General features: G+C 62.0%; 12 protein-coding genes and 2 pseudogenes. 7 read left to right on the forward strand and 7 right to left on the reverse strand.

Going from position 1 to position 16,705, the window contains the following annotated elements; translation table 11 throughout:
• Nucleotides 1–969: 969 nt before the first annotated feature.
• Both ACAM55_RS03040 and ACAM55_RS03045 read left to right on the forward strand, forming a co-directional pair.
• Nucleotides 970–1,194, forward strand: coding sequence for a hypothetical protein (locus tag ACAM55_RS03040; RefSeq protein WP_369654605.1), 225 nt, complete (start codon nucleotides 970–972; stop codon nucleotides 1,192–1,194).
• Nucleotides 1,195–1,416: 222 nt separating this feature from the next.
• A complete protein-coding gene (locus ACAM55_RS03045; protein WP_369654606.1) occupies nucleotides 1,417–2,094 on the forward strand; it encodes a tetratricopeptide repeat protein in 678 nt (225 codons plus the stop codon).
• Nucleotides 2,095–2,777: 683 nt separating this feature from the next.
• On the opposite strand, the gene ACAM55_RS03050 is transcribed toward ACAM55_RS03045, so the two are convergent.
• Nucleotides 2,778–3,913 (reverse strand): IS3 family transposase gene (locus tag ACAM55_RS03050; RefSeq protein WP_369652222.1). Its coding sequence is split into 2 segments (ribosomal slippage): nucleotides 2,778–3,652 and nucleotides 3,652–3,913, totalling 1,137 coding nucleotides; the frame shifts between segments, so codons are not numbered across the junction.
• 320 nt (nucleotides 3,914–4,233) lie between these two features.
• On the opposite strand from ACAM55_RS03050, the gene ACAM55_RS03055 reads away from it, so the two are divergent.
• Both ACAM55_RS03055 and ACAM55_RS03060 read left to right on the forward strand, forming a co-directional pair.
• Nucleotides 4,234–4,746 carry a contact-dependent growth inhibition system immunity protein gene (locus ACAM55_RS03055; RefSeq protein ID WP_369654607.1) on the forward strand — a complete coding sequence of 171 codons (513 nt, stop codon included), beginning with the start codon at nucleotides 4,234–4,236 and terminating at the stop codon, nucleotides 4,744–4,746.
• Between the two features lie 559 nt (nucleotides 4,747–5,305).
• Nucleotides 5,306–6,075, forward strand: a pseudogene (locus ACAM55_RS03060) (IS3 family transposase); the annotation flags it as partial.
• 151 nt (nucleotides 6,076–6,226) lie between these two features.
• Here ACAM55_RS03060 and ACAM55_RS03065 read toward each other — a convergent pair.
• The 3 genes and pseudogenes from ACAM55_RS03065 to ACAM55_RS03075 form a co-directional block, all read right to left on the reverse strand.
• The gene (locus tag ACAM55_RS03065; protein WP_369654608.1) at nucleotides 6,227–7,237 is read right to left on the reverse strand and encodes a hypothetical protein; all 1,011 of its coding nucleotides are present in this window, start codon (nucleotides 7,235–7,237) and stop codon (nucleotides 6,227–6,229) included.
• On the reverse strand, nucleotides 7,234–8,226 hold the full coding sequence (locus ACAM55_RS03070) for a hypothetical protein (protein WP_369654609.1): 993 nt from the start codon (nucleotides 8,224–8,226) through the stop codon (nucleotides 7,234–7,236). The genes ACAM55_RS03065 and ACAM55_RS03070 overlap by 4 nt, the downstream gene beginning before the upstream one ends.
• A 251-nt stretch (nucleotides 8,227–8,477) precedes the next feature.
• Nucleotides 8,478–8,726: pseudogene (locus ACAM55_RS03075) on the reverse strand (tripartite tricarboxylate transporter substrate-binding protein); the annotation flags it as partial.
• 25 nt (nucleotides 8,727–8,751) lie between these two features.
• Here ACAM55_RS03075 and ACAM55_RS03080 point away from each other — a divergent pair.
• Nucleotides 8,752–11,067: a TonB-dependent receptor gene (locus ACAM55_RS03080; RefSeq protein ID WP_369654610.1), complete on the forward strand. Its 2,316-nt coding sequence runs from the start codon at nucleotides 8,752–8,754 to the stop codon at nucleotides 11,065–11,067.
• Nucleotides 11,068–11,230: 163 nt separating this feature from the next.
• Here the strand turns inward: ACAM55_RS03080 and ACAM55_RS03085 are convergent, their stop codons facing one another.
• Nucleotides 11,231–13,321, reverse strand: a complete 2,091-nt coding sequence (locus tag ACAM55_RS03085; protein ID WP_369654611.1) for a 7TM-DISM domain-containing protein — start codon at nucleotides 13,319–13,321, stop codon at nucleotides 11,231–11,233.
• A gap of 28 nt (nucleotides 13,322–13,349) precedes the next feature.
• On the opposite strand from ACAM55_RS03085, the gene ACAM55_RS03090 reads away from it, so the two are divergent.
• Nucleotides 13,350–14,063 carry a response regulator transcription factor gene (locus tag ACAM55_RS03090; protein WP_369654612.1) on the forward strand — a complete coding sequence of 238 codons (714 nt, stop codon included), beginning with the start codon at nucleotides 13,350–13,352 and terminating at the stop codon, nucleotides 14,061–14,063.
• Nucleotides 14,064–14,193: 130 nt separating this feature from the next.
• Nucleotides 14,194–15,009: a helix-turn-helix domain-containing protein gene (locus ACAM55_RS03095; protein WP_369654613.1), complete on the forward strand. Its 816-nt coding sequence runs from the start codon at nucleotides 14,194–14,196 to the stop codon at nucleotides 15,007–15,009.
• Here the strand turns inward: ACAM55_RS03095 and ACAM55_RS03100 are convergent.
• Both ACAM55_RS03100 and ACAM55_RS03105 read right to left on the reverse strand, forming a co-directional pair.
• The gene (locus tag ACAM55_RS03100) at nucleotides 14,939–15,379 is read right to left on the reverse strand and encodes a 7TM-DISM domain-containing protein (RefSeq protein WP_369654614.1); all 441 of its coding nucleotides are present in this window, start codon (nucleotides 15,377–15,379) and stop codon (nucleotides 14,939–14,941) included. The two genes, ACAM55_RS03095 and ACAM55_RS03100, sit on opposite strands and share 71 nt — an antisense overlap.
• 242 nt (nucleotides 15,380–15,621) lie before the next feature.
• Nucleotides 15,622–16,455 (reverse strand): helix-turn-helix domain-containing protein, encoded by an 834-nt coding sequence (locus tag ACAM55_RS03105; protein WP_369654615.1) that lies wholly within the window; start codon nucleotides 16,453–16,455, stop codon nucleotides 15,622–15,624.
• Nucleotides 16,456–16,705: the final 250 nt, after the last annotated feature.

Genomic DNA, 16,705 nt, shown 5'->3' on the forward strand with positions numbered 1-16,705 from the left:
AATGCGGCTGCTGTTGGACCACGGTGATACGTATTCCATGATGCGACCCTGGTCCGTGCGCAGAAGATGCAACACAGATGGGTCGGAGTGCGACGAGCGAACGGGATCTAGCTGTTGCTCGACGGTGTGAGTCGGCTCAAACAGGTCGAAAGGCGAAGCCAGCCGCGAACCCAAAACACGAGAGCACGAGCGCCACGGGGATGGGAACACGTGGCGCAGGCCTGTTGCTGACCCAAGCAGAGAATCTCCATGCTTGGTATGCAATGAGACACAGTGTGACCAAGGCGAGGCCCCCGCGAACACCGAGAAACATTCTCACTTCTCCAGTTCAATCGTCATCGAACGCCTGCGGTCCAGCTATCAGCGTCTCAACCACTTGTCGTGCCGCGGCATGCGTACTCAACGGACGAGCACTTACGACGGAGCCGTTCTTGACCGCCCATCTCCCAAGAAGGTCAACGGAGTTCCTGACCCACGGATTCTCAGGCGGCGAGCAGAAACCGAATGTCAAAATTGGCCAAGTCGCCTTCAGAGCGAGCCCTATATCGTGATATTTATCGCGAATTGGCACGGCTTCTCGCGACCGTGCACCAGGCATTAATGGCAATCACTTGAGCTTGATGGATCCGAGGGGATTGGATACGAAGTGCACATGGGTCGGTCTCGTTCTGGCTTGCCAGTCTGTTCCAACAGCTGGAGGAGATCCGTTTGCGTCGCAGCCGTCACCGACGCAACCGCTTCTTCCCCCGATTCGCGTCCCCAAGTCTTTTCCTGATTGGCTGAAATCGGAAGCGCAATGCAACGAAGAACAGGGAGAGAAAGACAGGTGCAGTCGGCGTAAGAACTATTGCATCACCTTCTGTCAATACGAACTCGACATGCCCGGCAGGCAAGACAATACAGGTCCGTTCCGAGCCTGTATCCGTCGTTGCATGAATGCTGCGGGCTGCAACTACTGAGGACTTCCCCATGGATCACACTACGGCCGAGAAAATTCATACGGCAGTTTCGAGAATCTTCGAGGCGATCAACGAGACGCTATTCATCGTGAACAACAGCGGGGACACGGCAGTGCGCAAGACGGTGCAGAAAATCGTCGGCACTGCGATCGCGGACTTGGACCTTGAAGTTCTGGAGCCCATCTACAAGCAGTTTCCTGATCTTCGTCCGTCGGACATGGAAGAGGTTCGCTGAATTGGGTCGAAACGCAATTTCTTCAAAAGAAAACCTTGCCGCTCTCCCTGTGGCGGGATGCTGCTAAAGACGAGGGCCGCTGACTAGCGGCCCCTTCGTTTATCTGTTGGCGTGCACTTGCTGCGCAGCTGGCCGCGTTCGATGAGGCTCACAATGCGCGATGTCCTGCCCACCCGGTAGCTCCTCTGCCAGTTGGTCCTTCCTAGTTGCAAGGTCACGTCCGTGAAAGATGCAATGTCGCGAAAGCACGCCATCTCGTATTTGCGCGGGCAAGGCTTTTCGCTGCCCGAGCAATCCGCTGGCGCACATGCTTGGTGTTTGCGCCTCGCGGAAGAAGGCGACGTTGTTGCCCAATGCGTTTTGTCCGTACTTTTCTCAACCGGACTCACGGGGCACCGGGAAGAGATATTGGCCTTCAAGTGGTGTGACATCGCTGCCAACAGTGGCTTCCAAGACGCGAAACATGCGCTGGCAGCGTATCTGATAAGCGGCAGGCAAGTGGAGCGGCAGCCTCGACGTGGAGTAGCGATGCTTGCCGAGCTGGTTGAGGCCGGGCACCTTCCTTCGATGATTTCGCTGGGCATGCTGATGTTGAGCGGGCATTCCGAATTCGTCCCCAAAGACGAGGCGGGTGCTATCGATCTTCTTTTGGCGCCTGCGCAGGCCGGCGATCCGCTCAGTCAGTGCCTCGTTGGGGGCCAGCTTATCTTGAGCGATGATCCCGGCGTTCAGCTCTCTGGTGCCAAGTGGATAGCCTCAGCTGCAGAGGGCGGCCTGTCGTCCGCTCACAGATTCTTGGCAACTTTCCATCGCGATGGCAGATACGGCTACCCCGTAGATCCAGAAAAAGTCGCAGTACATGATGCGATTGCTCAGCGCCTGGAAGATGAAGGTCTATAGGACTGGAAATTGGCCGAACTTCTCGGAATAGCGCGTGGCATGGCGCCGATCTCTGGTCAGGGCCAGCGAGCAGGACCTGCTGTCATCGATGTGCCGAGTTTCCTCCGGCGGATCAAAGGTAATGGCAGATCGACAGCCCGCATGAGATCGAGCGTGCCGGCGACAACATCTACCATCACGACGCCGCCGGGGCCTACGCCCAAGGAGCAATCTGCACCACGAGTCTCGCACCTTGCCCACGGCGTGAGCGGCATCAATGCACTGGTCTGCGCCGATTTTTGGAATCGGTCGCAAGTGCTTCGTCCCCGAAGGCGGTTGGGGCTCGGTGCTGGGGAATCAGCGAATCAGCTGCGCCACCGCTGGTGGCATCGGTTCCTCCGTGCTCAAGTCTGAAGTCCTCATATGCCCACGCATGCCGCCGTGGACACAGCATCCAGCTCCTTTGCTGGACGCCTGGGCATTGCTCGCGTCTCGAGTGACTGGGACTGTCCTGCGCACTGCAGGGCTCGCAAACCTCCAAGCCAACCATAGGAAGGCGACAGGGAACAACATGGATGGACAACGAAAAGTGCAATGAGCTTGACGATGGTCCGCGACCAACCGGACGCGGCTTGAAGGGTGGCGTCGTTGACCTGCCCCCTTCTGCCGTGCCATTCATAACGAGGAAGTCCGGGGTTGCAAGATTAATTAATCTCGGTGGTTGTTGAGGTGGATCGAGCTGCATCGCCAGCGCGCTGGCGATGCAGCTCGGCGAACTTCGACGGAGGCATTCGCTGGCAACTGCTGTGCGGCCTGACCTCGTTGTAGTCCTGGCGCCAGAGCGTGATGGCCGATCGGGCCTGCTGCAGCGTCTCGAACCACTGTTCGTTCAGGCACTCGTCCCTGAACTTGCCGTTGAAGCTCTCGATGTAGCCGTTCTGCATGGGCCGTCCCGGCTCGATCAGGATGTGACGGATGCCATGGGTCTGCGCCCAGCCCATGAAGGCGCGACTGGTGAACTCCGGGCCGTTGTCGGTGCGCACAGCCAGCGGGTAGCCTCTGAACACGGCCGCTTGATCCAGCAGTCGCGTAACGTATTGCCCCGAGATTCCCCAGTCCACCGAGATGCTCACGCATTCGTGGCTGAAGTCATCGGCCACGGTCAAGCACTTGATGCGCCGTCCCGTGCTCAGGCTGTCGCTGACGAAGTCCATGCTCCACACCTCATTGACCGTCGTGGCCAGTTGCAGCGGCACGCGTTCGTTGGCGGGGCGTTTGACCTTCTTGCGCTTGCGCACCGCCAGGTTGGCGGCGCTGTACAGGCGGTAGACGCGCTTGTGGTTCACGCCCGGGAAGTGCGGGCGCAGCATGTCGTGGATGCGCCGATAGCCGAAGCGCCGACGTGCATGCGCGATCTCGACGATCTTGTTGCTGAGCTCTTGCGTCATGGCATCGACCTCGGGTGGGTTGCGGTAGCTGTCGCGGGAGAGCCCCACAAGCCTGCAGGCGCGTCGTTCGCTCAGATCGCATTGCCCGATCATGATGGCGACGGCCGCGCGCTTGGCTTGCGGGGCTATCGCTTTACCCCGAAGGCCGTGTTCAGCGCGTGGATGTCCAGGTGCGCTTCGGCCAGCAGCTTCTTGAGTTTGTTGTTCTCGGCCTCGAGCTCACGCAGGCGCCTGGCATCGGGCACGTCCATCCCGCCGTATTTGGCGCGCCATTTGTAGAAGGTCGCATCACTGAAGCCGCCCTTGCGGCACAGATCTTTGATCGGCAAGCCAGACTCGGCTTGCTTGATGAAACCGATGATCTGCTCCTCGGTGTATCTGCTCTTTCTCATGTCCGTCATTCTCCAAGTTGACGGACTTCACTGCCACTACGCTGGTACGGCCGGGAGGGGGCAGGTCATCGTAGCCTGCCTTCAAGTCGGCACTACGTGCCTTCCACCGCTGGAAGCGCGCCCAGATTCCATCCTCTGAAGCTGAATCGGCGTCTTTCGGGCCAAGCACTACTGAAGATGATTTTTCGATCGCCGCGAGTTCTTGGCGGTACTCGTCCGCCATGAAGACTCGGTGCAGCACCTCGTTGGAGCGGAATTAATGCAGCCATTTTCCAAGCTCAAAGTCAAAACATTAAAATCGTAGTAACCCAGATAAAGCAATGAACTCCATTGAACAGAGGCAAGGGAAAAATGTCGCAGCCTTCAGAAATCGCGACTTCATGTACTTATGGTCGATGACGGGGTTTGGACTCTTGTTCAATGACCCAAGAATACCTGCGAAATTATTGGCGCTGGATGAATCCGCCAAAGATATTGGTGTGGCGGTTGTTCAGGCGCTGAGTGAGAGCACTGTTTTGACGAGCGAGAGTTTTCAAGAAATTTTCCGCTCCGGAGAGATTCTAAAAAAAGGAAATGAGTGGGATGGCTATTTAATTAAGAAGTACGGCTACAGATCATCAAAGGGGCTTTATAAGCACATGCACAAATGCACAATCTCCGAAGTGGGAGAGAGCATTTCTTTTTCGCCGTCTCTTCACGACGACCTTGAGTCTTGGAGTGGAATTTCTGCCGCCGAAGATGTAGTCCTACCTTCAACCAGTTCGAGCGAGGAAATTGGCCTAGCCCTATTGGAAGCATTCAATAGGTGCAATGACGCTTGGAGCGCGCCTTAATCATTGAAAGCGGATGATTTTCTTAGGAGAAATGCGCAGTGACGGGGTCCTCATTCGCGGTCGTTTGAACCGCCGCAAGATCCAAGACAAGAGCAAGAAAAAAGAGGGCATTTTGTCTCCAACGTTTACTCAAGGCAGTCACGTCTAAATAATGCTCTTCGGCAGGCTGTGGAGGCCGTCGAAAATGCAAAATTGCCTCCAAACATTAGGGTAATCGCATTGCAAAATATTGATAACAAGAACTTCGTGACAAACACGGGTGGCGATGGCGGGGATAAAAATTCAGTGAAAGTTAATTTCTGCAATGGCAGGCCGTGTTAAGGAAATTTATGATATTTGATCCATTAAAAAAGAAGAATAATGGCTTTGGCGATGAAATGCTTAAATTCGCCAGGCTGCGGCGATCTATGACATCCGACGTTCTGACATGATCGGCACATGGGAGCGCGCCTATGCAAAGGACGGACTTGAGGGACTGATTTCTATGCCGCCGGGGCGACGCAGAAGAAGGGAAGCGAATGTCGAGCGAGATTCGAGTGAACCGCACGAAGACGCCGCCCGCACCAGACAGGAATTGCTGGAAGAGCTTCGACAGCTTCGCATGGAGGTCGCCTATCTAAAAAAAGCGAAGGCCTTGGTTCGAAGCAAGTCGTCATTAGCGCCGCAGAACGGACGCGGATAGTGCTCGAACTGAGGCCGCAGTTTCCCCTTGCCGGATTGCTCAGGGTCGCCGGCTTGGCCCGGAGCACCTTCTACTATCAGCAAAGGGCCCTCGCCGGTGAAGACAAGCATCGTGAGCTTCGCGTAGCGATCCGCGAGATCTTCGAGCGACACAAAGGAAGATACGGGTATCGTCGCGTGACTCAGGCCTTGCGGCTCGAAGGGCGTACGGTGAACCACAAGACGGTGCAACGCTTGATGGTCGAACAGCAACTTCGATCGAAGGTTCGGATCAAGAAGTTTCGTGCCTTCTCCGGTGCAGGATCGGTGCTGGCGCCGAACCTATTGCAACGTGACTTCAACGCTGCCCGGGCGAACCAAAAGTGGGTCACCGACATGACCGAATTCAAAGTGGATGGAAAGAAGCTGTACTTGTCTCCGATCATGGACTTGTACAACGGTGAGATCATCGCCTTCGAGAAGGGCCCATCGCCGACGCCGGCAATGTCCCGAAGCATGCTGAACACTGCGTTTGCGCGTCTGGCACCGGGCCAGAAACCAGTCCTTCACTCGGATCAAGGCTGGCAATATCGAATGCCAAAGTATCGGGAGCAACTCGATCGACATGCCGTGGTGCAAAGCATGTCCAGGAAGGGGAACTGTCTCGACTAAACCGAGCAGGTCACCACGAGCAGGCCGAATGCAAGAAGAGGGGCTAAGAGTTTGATGCGCATGAAAAATTGGATGAGTAGTCCGAGCGTTCCGCCAACTGCCTTCGCAATCAGTCTGAAGCCCTTTGAATCAGATCGATTACGAAGGACTACCCGTTGGCCATGATGCCGCTCAGCACCTCATCTTCGTCCATGCCTTCTTGCAGCATGCGGTCATAGACGCGCTGAACGAAGGCACTTGGTCTCCAGCCAACCTGCCGGAGTTCGCGGTAGTCCATCTTCGGCATCAACGGATGATCCAGCACGGGGTTCTGCAGGCCCAGCTTTTCGCGAAGGCAAAACGTCAGCCAGATTTCGATGGGCAGACGGATCCAATGGCAATCTTCAAATTCGTAGAAGTGACGTGCATCACCAACGCGACAGCGATGCGTATGCTGATCCAGCGTGTCCAGGCATACGTCGACCAACTGATTTGCATCTGGAGTACGCCAAAGCGCAAAGAGGGCTTGAGTCACCTCGTCCTTCTTTGCGTCTCCGGTCACTTCGATATCTGGTTGATCGAAGTAGCTGGCAAGGACGCGGAAGACATAGATAAACAGGGGATGGTACAGAGTATCCCTAAATGTCCCCCCCCGATATGCGGCAAGATGCGCTAGCGCCAGCCTCTCTGCCCTCGGCTGCGCATCCAGCACCATACCCAGCGCCGTAAAAGGTATATCGCGTACCGAAAGGTTGTTGAACTTGCGGCCGAATCGCGTGGGATACCAAAGCTCTGTGTGCAAACGGCCAATCTGAGAGAGGTAGTACGCCGCAAATACATCGCCTGCAAGACTCAGATCTGGACTTCCCTCGTTCATCTTGCGCTCAAACGAGAACTCCTCCTCATTGGCATACCCAATTAGCAAGAGGCTGACATCGGCCCCCTCCCATCGAGCAAAGGGCGGATTGACGCTGGGGAGCTTCTGGTGCCTGAACTCCTCAGGAACAGCGATTGCTCCAGTCTCGACGAATTCATTGAGCTTGGCTTCTCGGTTGGCGTCATGCACGGATGTCAACTCACCGTCGCTTCCCTTGCAGGCAGATCGCCAGAATCGTTCCCAACCCTTGTGAACTCCAATGCGTTTTGGTTCGTAGCTCATGGCAATTTCTTGAATTTTCATTTCATCGGGATGACGGTTGCGCTAGCTAAGCCACTGGTGTTTTGCCTTGGGATACTAACGTTGACGACCATTGGCTTTAATTGATAGCCTGCCGCAAGAAGTTGTTGAACGCGGAATGCGTATGCTTGGTCTTGCGCACTAATTGTTTGGTTTGTAATCTTGCCCCCGGCCGCTTCTCTGATCCAGTCTTGAGTCCGCTGCATCAAATTGAGGGTACTCGGATCCGGAAACGCTCCATTGATTGACGACTTGACCTCCGGTGCCCAGATGACCATGTTGGCATCATCGATGCCGAGCAAATCGACACCATGCCCGGAGTTGTTCTGGATGGATCGGAAGGAGAGACCCGTCGAACTCTGCATCAGGTCCAACGCCAGCGCTTCGCCCAATTTTCCGTCATTGCGCGCGAGATTCGACATGCTGACGCGAGTCACGAATGAGGCCTCGTCAATCACCTGGCTCAGATTCAACGGCGCCCTGGCGACAGCCTCTGCCGAACCCATGGCCAGTCCCGTATTGCCCAGCCCGCCGGGAATCACATTGCCAACTTCAATGGCATTGCCGTTCGCGTCGACATAGCGCGTCACGCCGTACTGCCCAAAACCACGCGCCTGCGTCGTCGCACCCGGCCGAGTACCGCCAAGCGTCGGGCTGGTCGGATTGGCAGCGCCTGTGGTGACCTCCGCAACTGCGTTGACCAGATTCAGGCACCTCTGCGGATTGGTTCCGCAATAGCCGACGAGCCCTTCGCCCGCGACCCCAATCCCAACGATCCCGACCTCCGCGGCAAGCACCGTCATCGCCGCGACGCTCACTCCGGTAAACAACAACCGTGCAGACCCTTGCAAATGCTGCTGGTCGCACTGGGTCGGATTGGCCGCGCAAGCGGCAACGATGTCGTAGGCGTCCACGCGCTGCTGCACCAATTGCACGTTCGCATTGAAGTCCGCCCCACCCCAGTAGTATTCGGGGAGCTTGCCGGCGCTCACCAGGGCCTGCTGGTAGACGGAGCCTTGAGCAAACAGAGATCTTCCGAGACCTCGTTGACTGCGCTGCGCGCCACCTCGAGAACACAGGTCGATCCCTATAGGTATGGGGTGAGCTTGGAGAAATCTACGCGGAGATCAAGTTCGGGCTTCGCCGTCACGCGACCCACTCACCCGGCTCTGACGCACGATTGCCGGAAAGCTCGTCGAGGTAAAGACCATCTCGCCTGAGAAAACTAACGACCATGTAGTCGCGTGTCCTCGAAGCGCGGTGTGCGCGCCTCGCCCCAGGTGACGAGCAGGCGCAGCTTGCCGCCTTCCACATGCGGAGCCCACGAGCTGCTGTCGACCAGCAGGTCGACCTGTTCGCCCAGCACGTCCTGCGGCGCCGCAGGACCCCCTTTGTAAGCGATGGCGTTGAACTTCACGCCGGCAGCCTGTGCGAACTGTCCCATGCCCACGTGCGTGGCGCCGCCGATTCCGGCGTGTGCGTAGGTGACGCGCGCGAGCGTCTACTAGAGTACGCGCATGTCCTTCTGCCCATGCGATCTCCTCGCCCGTTCCCTGGCTGTCAGCGCTCTCGCCTTCGGGCTCGCCGTGGCGGCCCATGCACAGCCGACGCCTTTGGACGATGGCGAAACGCTCCCCGCCATCACCGTGGATGCCAGGGGCCGTTCGGAAGCCGCCCAGCAAGTTCCGATCCCGCTGACCTCGATCGATGGCGAGGCCCTCGAGACGCAGCAAAGCTGGCGGCTCGAAGACCTGCAGCAATGGTTGCCGAGTACCAGCATCACCTTCGGCGATCCGCGGCAATCGGCCATCGCGGTGCGCGGCGTCGGCAGGAATCCATCGAACGACGGCCTCGAGGGCAGCACGGGCATCTACCTCGACAACGTCTACCTGGGCCGCGCGGGCATGGCGACATTCGACCTGCTCGACATCGAGCGCGTGGACCTGCTGCGCGGGCCACAAGGCACGCTTTTCGGCAAGAACACGACCGCCGGCGTGCTGGCGTTGCACACGCGTGCGCCGAGCCGCGAGACCGAGCGCAGCCTGCAACTCTCGATCGGGCAGCGCGGCCTTGCGCAGGGGCAAGCCATCTTCTCGGGCGCCTTGTCGGAAGAGACGGCGGGCCGGCTGCTGGTGTACGGCACCCATGAACGCGGCAGCATCGAGAACATCTACGATGGCGGCAGCGTCAACGGAGGCAATCGATCCGGCATTCGCGGCCAATGGCTGCTGCGCCGTGGCGACGCCTTCAGCCTGCGCCTGATCGCCGATGCGCACCGCGAGCGCTCCACCTACGGCACCCGCGTCATCTACTCGCTGGGAAGCGGACCGGCGGCGGCCCGCGCACGGGCCGGCGGCGCCACCGGCATCGTCACCGACCCGCGGCGCTATGCGGTCAATACCGACGGCGTGGAGCGCGTCGATCTCGACCAGGGTGGCGTGTCGGCCGAAGCGATCTGGAAGCTCGGGTCCGGCGCCACCGTCACGTCCATCACCGCCGGCCGCTCATGGAGGTTCGTGCCGACGGCCAACGACAACCTCAATATCCCCGTGCTGATCGACGGCGGCTCCCGCGTGCGCCAGCAGCAGTTCTCGCAGGAGCTGCGCTACGCGGGGCCCACCGGCGGCGTGGTCGACTATGTGGTGGGCGCGTTCTACATGCGCCAGCGCATGCGCAACGAGATATTCACCGTGTTCGGTCCGCGGGCGGACATCGTTCTGCAGGGAACGTCCTTGCCGGTGCTCGCCAACGCGAGCACCGTGAGCTTCGGCGCGCTCGACACGGAGAGCTTCGCGCTCTTCTCCCAGGCCACGTGGCACGCCACGTCCTGGCTCGACCTCACGGCCGGCCTGCGCATCACGCAGGAGCGCAAGGACGGGCGCACCCATCGCGGCGACTCGACCGGTGGTGCCGCTGCCACCGCGTTCCTGCGCAATCGTCCGATCGTGCTTGGTGCCTACGACACAGGCCCGCTGGCCATCCGAAAGACCAGCCCGTCGGCGCTCCTGGGTGCGAGCTACCGGCTGGATGACGACGCGATCGGCTACGCGAGCTTTTCGCACGGCGAGCGGTCGGGCGGGATCAATCTGGCGGGGCCGGGTGCCGCTCCCGGCCCGCTCGGCGCCTCGTCGCTGATCATCGGGCCCGAACGTGTCGACAGCCTGGACGTCGGCGTCAAGAGCAGCCTGTGGAATGATCGCCTGACACTCAACCTGAACGCCTTCTTGGCAGGCGTGCGCGGCTACCAGACGTCGATGTTCGTGCCCGCCGGCGCAGGCGCGGGCAACTACGTCGAGATCCTCACGAACGCGGGCGATCTCCGTAGCCGGGGACTGGAGCTGGATGCCACTGCGCGACCGGCGCGCGGGCTGACCGTGTGGGCCAACGCCGCCTTCAACGATGCACGCTATCGACGCTATGAGGACGCGCCTTGTCCGTCAGAACGCGCGTTCGTGCCGCAGGGGCGCTGCAGCCTGACCGGACGGCAGGTTGCCGGGACGCCGCGCTGGACATTCAACGTGGGCGCCGAATACCGCAGGTCCGTGAGCCCCGCCACCCAGCACTTCGTTTCAGCGGCGTACGCGTGGCGGTCCGCACAGGACGGCACGCTCGACGGGTCGGTCCACTCGCGCATCCCAGCCTATGGCCTGCTGAACCTCGCCACCGGTTGGAAGGTCGCACGGGGCAATGAAATCTGGAGCATTTCGCTCTGGTTGCGCAACGCGCTCGACAAGAAGTATTTCCCGACCGTGGCCGCCACCGCGAACGGTGCCTACGTGGCATCGGTCGGGACGCCGCGCACCCTGGGACTGACAGTCCGGCTGGACTACTGACCTGTTGGATTCCGCCGATCTCCGACCCCAGTACCTGCGCGAACCTGCTGCACGGACAGCCGGAAGGCATTGATGCGGGAACGCCTGTGTGAGGCGCTTTGCCCTTCCCAAGGCCGCAGTCGGTGCGTAGGCCTGTTCCCGTTCCCGCATGCCGTGCGACGGGTCATGTGACTTGTTCGGGCGGCGCAGCCGGAAGCGCGAGGCGGAATGTCGACCCGCTGGTGCCTGTTTCGTGCAGTATCACGTCGCCGCCATGGCGCATCGCGATCTCGCGCGACAGGTGAAGCCCCAGTCCGGTGCCGGCCACTGCGCTCGCCGTTTCGGCACGGAAATATTTCTCGAAGATGCGGGCCTTGTCGGCCATTGCGACTCCCGGTCCGCGGTCGATCACGTCGACCTGCACGATGTCGCCCGTCTGCCGCAGCACGACATGCACCGGTCGCTCCGGCGGCGAGTACTTCAATGCGTTCTGCATCAGGTTCTGCAGCGCGATCTCGAGCAGCGCTCGATCGCCGCGCACCTTGGGCAAGGGTTCGCGCACGTCGATGGACAGGCGCGAAGCGCCGGGAAAGTGGAAGCTCTCGCACAGGCCACGCGCGAGCGCCGCCATGTCAAAGACTTCGAGGCGAAGCATCCGGTTCTCGAGCTGGAGGCGGTCGGCCAGCAGGATGTTCTCGATCAGCATGGTCAGGCGCTGCACGGCGCGCCGGATCCGCTCGGTGCGCTGCTTCACCACCGGCTCCCCGCCGAGCTTCGAGATGTCGAGCGATTGCGCCGCGCCGTCGATCACTGTCAAGGGCGTGCGGAACTCGTGCGACACCATCGAGACGAACTCGCGCTGCTGCACGATCGCCCGGCGCTCGACCTCGAGCGACTCACGCAGCCGGGCCTCCAGACGGGCGCGGGCCGCGATCTCCTCATGCAACGCGGCATTGGTCTGCTGCAGTTCGGCGGTGCGTCGCACGACGGTGCCTTCGAGCGCCTGTTCAGCTTCCAGCCGCACTGCGAGCACGCGCTCGCGCTCGGCGCGGTAATCGCGCTCGGCGCGCCGCGTCCGGTCGGCCACGGCCACATTCAGCAGGACGAGGTGGCACATGGTGCCGAGCCAATAGATGCGGTCAGGCGGCATGCCGGGCATCCCGTCGCCGAGCCAGAGCTTCAACAGCCCGTAGAGCCCCAGCACCGTTCCCACCGCGAAGGCCGAGGCCGGAAGCAGGTATTGGAACTGGCGCCGCACGAAGAGCAGGTAGCAGACGAAGACCGTGCCGAACAGCGTGGACGCGGTGCTGCCCGCGCTCGCCCAGATCGCCATGGCGGCGTGATGGCCGGCCAGGACCAGCACGAACGCAACGAAGTTGAACACCACGACAGCGTCGAAGAAATGTGCCGCGGGCGGCCAATGGCGCCGAAACTGGAAGATGCGCGACATGAACGCGGTACCCACCATGTTGAAGAAGCAATTGACGGCAAGCAGCGTTTGAGCAACGCGTTCGGGGCGAGCGTCGAGGAACCACTGCGCTGCGAACCCCTGGCGGTTGACCGACAGCGCCGCGATGCAGAGCACGTACAGCGCGTAATGGGCGTAGAGGCCGTCCCGCAGCCAAGCCCCGAAGATCAGGTTCATGCAGACGGCGAGCAGGGCGGCGCCGAGCAGCACGCCCATGATGGTGTAGTCGGCCGTGCGGTCGCGCTCGAAGCCGACAGGCTGCCACAGGTCCAGTTCGGCCCGCAGCGACGGCCCGTCGTTGCGCACCCTCAGGAAATAGACGGCTGGCTCGGTCGAAATGTCGAGCGGGAACACGAAGTTGTGGTCGGAGATCTCGCGCGCCGCGAACGGGCGGGCGTCGCCGAGCGGCGTCTCGACGAATCCGCCGCGCCCGTCCGGCGCATACAAGGTGGCTTCGTGGATGCGCGGCGGTCGCACGCGCAGCAGCCATCGCGCGGGCGCGTCGACCGTGCGCGCGAGCGAGAAGCGCAGCCACACAGCGTCGCGGCTGAAGCCTTCCTCCACCGGCCCTTCGAGCGGCGCGAAGCCGCTCTGCTGCGCGCCGCGCGCGACGTCGGCGATACGCCACCCGCCCGAGGGGTCGCGCTGGATCTCGAGGCCCCCGGAGAGTGGGATGCCGCGGCCGAGGCCATCGGAAGCCGAAAGTACCACCGCCCTGGCCGGCATTGCAAAGCACCACAGCAGCAGGAACAGAAGAACAAGCAGGCGGCCCGGACCCGCCCGGGTGGTTTCGACGTCGAGGCGCATTGGGACGCGACTTTATACTTTCCGCGTCATGCCATCCCCGAGCCCGCGTACCGGTCTTCTCGTCCATGTGATCGAGGACGACGAAGACATCCGTGCAGAAACCGTCTTCGCACTCGGAGAGCTCGGGTTCGACGCGCAGGGCTTCGGCGACGCCCCGTCGTTCTACAAGGCGTTCGCGGTCCAGCCCTGCGACATCGCGGTGGTGGACATCGGCTTGCCGGGCGAGAGCGGCCTCGCGGTCGTTTCACATCTGCGCGCAGTGCAGCGACGGCTCGGGCTGGTGCTGGTTACCGCGCGGGGCGAGCTCGAGGACCGGCTGCTGGGGCTGCGCGAAGGTGCAGACGCCTACCTGGTGAAGCCGGTGAACATGCTGGAATTGGCCGAAACGCTGAACGCCGTCGGTCGGCGACTCACGGTCGCACCGCAGGGGAACGCAGCGACCTTGCCGCCCGCACCCGCCGCCTGGCGCCTGCTCGAGGGCGACTGGATCCTGGGCGACCCCGAAGGCCGGCAGATGGCCCTCACCACGAGCGAGCGCGCCTTCCTCGGCTGTCTTTTCGGGCAGCGCGGCACAGCGGCGGGCCGCGACGACCTGATCCGCGCGCTCGGTGGCGACGTGTTCGACTTCGACGAGCACCGCATCGATGCGATCGCCAGCCGGCTGCGGCGCAAGGCCGCGAAGCTCGGCATGCGCCTGCCGCTGCATTCGGTGCGCGGCACAGGGTACGTGCTCGCGATCTGACGCTGCCGGGGTTGCCGAGCTCGCAGGGGCCAGGCACATGGTCAGGAACCGTCAGAAAAGGTCAGGAAGGGCGCATGAAACAAACGATCAGGGCTTGCAGCATGCGGTACGCGCAACGCGCCGCATCTTCATGTCCTACTGGTTCCAACCTTCCGAGTGTTCGCACATCATGGTCATCGACGACAGCGTCGAGGAACTCCAGGTGCTGCTTACCGCGCTGCGTGGCGCCGGCCATCGCATCAGCCTTGACTTCGACGCGCTCGGAGGCTACCGCCGCGCCGGGGAACTGCAGCCGGACTTGATCCTGCTCGACGCGCATTTGGGGGCCACCAGCGGCTTCGAGGTGTGCCGGCTGCTGAAGGCGGACCCCACCACCGCGCACATCCCGGTGATTTTTCTCACCGCCGGTGCGACGCTCGAGGAGCGGCTGACCGGTCTGCGAGAGGGCGGCGTCGACTACATCCTCAAGCCCTTCGAACCCGAAGAGGTGCTGGTCCGCATCTCGGTCCATCTCGCGCTCGCACGCCGCGGCGCGCAACCGCCCGGCGGTGTCGCCGAGGCGTCCCGCACGCCGCTGGAGTCCGAAGACGAAGCACCCCACGACCTGGACCGCGTGATCGCCAGGGCTGCGCAGCGGCTCATCGAGAGCGACCTTGCGAACATTCCACCGCTGCCGGCGCTCGCTGCACGCGTGGGCACGCACGAGAAGCGGCTGACGCGGGCGTTCCGCGCCCACACGGGGCGCACCGTGCTCGAGTTCGCGCGCGAGGAGCGGCTGTCGCGCGCGCAGCATCTGCTCGCCCAGACGCCGCTCAGCATCGAGGACGTGGCGCATGCGATCGGGTTCTCGGGTGCCGCGAACTTCACGACGGCGTTCAAGGAACGCTTCGGCAGCACGCCTGCGGCGTATCGGCGGCTGAGTCGCGACTGCGCGTGCGGCGCCTGAAAAGCGGCGTTCCGCTCAGCAGCGCATGGTTGCGTTCGATGTGACGCCACGCCCCGTCAGTGTGCAACTCCATCATCGGCTTGATCTGGCCCGTGCTCATCACACGCAATAGCACCTGTACAGACTCCCCGGCTGCAGGTCGATCTGCAGCTGCGGGATGCGATCGCAGCGGTGCCTGACATCCATCGGGTCGGACACGCCGGCCTGCGTGTGCGTCCCACGCGGGTCGCCCGTCGCGCGTGCGCAGCGAATGAAAGTCGACATGCTGCAGCCACGTCACGTGGAGCCCGAGCCGCGCGGTGCGCACCTCCTGTGCGTCGTTGGCCAACAACAGGCGCAGCCAGACCGCCGCTGTCGAGAACCCCCGCACCAGCTGGCCTGGCGGGCGCGAACCCGTTCGCGCCAGCGGTCGGCAAGGCGAGCGCCTCGCTGGCCGATGGGCGGGCCGTGGGGTCCTCCAGTACTTCGACGGTCTGTTCGACGACAACGTCGCCCCAGCTGAGCGCGCTGGCCTTGACCGCTTCCGCTGCGCTGGCAGCGCAGACCCCCAGGCCCAGAGTCAAGCCCAGCAGCAAGCCGCCTGTCCGTCGGAGTGTGTGCGCAGCGGGTGCGTCACGCGTCGGGGGCGCGGCGGCCCACGCCGGCCTGGCGGCAGGCGGACGGCGTGCAGTTGAAGTACTCGCGAAATGCCGTCGCAAAATTTGCGGCGCTCGAGAACCCCACCGCCGGGGCGATCTCCTCAATGCGCATGGCCGATTCGAGCAGCAGGCGGTGCGCCTCGTGCAGCCGTGCCTCGCGTACGAACTCGAAGACCGTGCGGTTCGCGAGTTCCTTGAACACGCGCGACAAGCGCTTCTCGTGCGTGCCCACGCGCGCAGCCAGTTCGCGCAGTGGCAATACATGGCTCAGGTCGGCGAGGATCAGTCGCTCCGCCGCCTGCATGAGCAGGCGGTCCATGTCCGAGCCTGGCGCGCCGTTACCGTTCGTCGCAGGGCGGTCGGGTGGGGACGCAGATTTCGTGGCAGGGGCAATGCGCGACCTGCGGGATTCGGCCAGTGCCAGATGAATTTCGACCCGGGCCGTCACTTCGGCCGGATCGAAGGGCTTCACGATGTAGTCAACCGCGCCGGCCCGCAGGCCCGTCAAGCGCTCTTCCAAGCTGGCCGACGAGGTCAGGAAGATCACCGGAATGTCCGCCGTGGCCGGGTCGGCCTTCAGCAGGCGGCAGGCGGCGAACCCGTCGGTGCTGCCCAGACCCACGTCGAGCAGCACCAGGTCCATCTGCAGCGTCGTCGCGCGCCGATAGCCCTCCATCGCGTCGAAAGCGAGGGTGATGCGGTAGCCGGCGCCCCGTAGCGTTTCCAGCAAGGGCTTGAGTTCGTCGACGCCTTCGTCGACCACCAGAAGATGAACTCTCCGGGGCTCCGGAGGTGACCAATATGACATGGAAAGAACGGGCACGGCAGTGGGACCGCGCTCTCTGGGTGAGGGCTATGAAACCAAGAAATTAACTGGTAATCATTCTCACCATTGCCCGCCTGCTCCGGTTTTGCTCACCGGCGAATTAGCAACTCTATCTCGCAATTGTGTGAAGTATTCGACGTTTGTTTACCTTTGTAAATTGGTTTTCCGACACGGCAAAAGCGGCGACCTCTTCGGCAAAAGCCCGGCTCGCCCCCCGCACCAAGAATCCCGC

This window comes from Variovorax sp. V213, from assembly GCF_041154455.1.
Taxonomy (GTDB): domain Bacteria; phylum Pseudomonadota; class Gammaproteobacteria; order Burkholderiales; family Burkholderiaceae_C; genus Variovorax.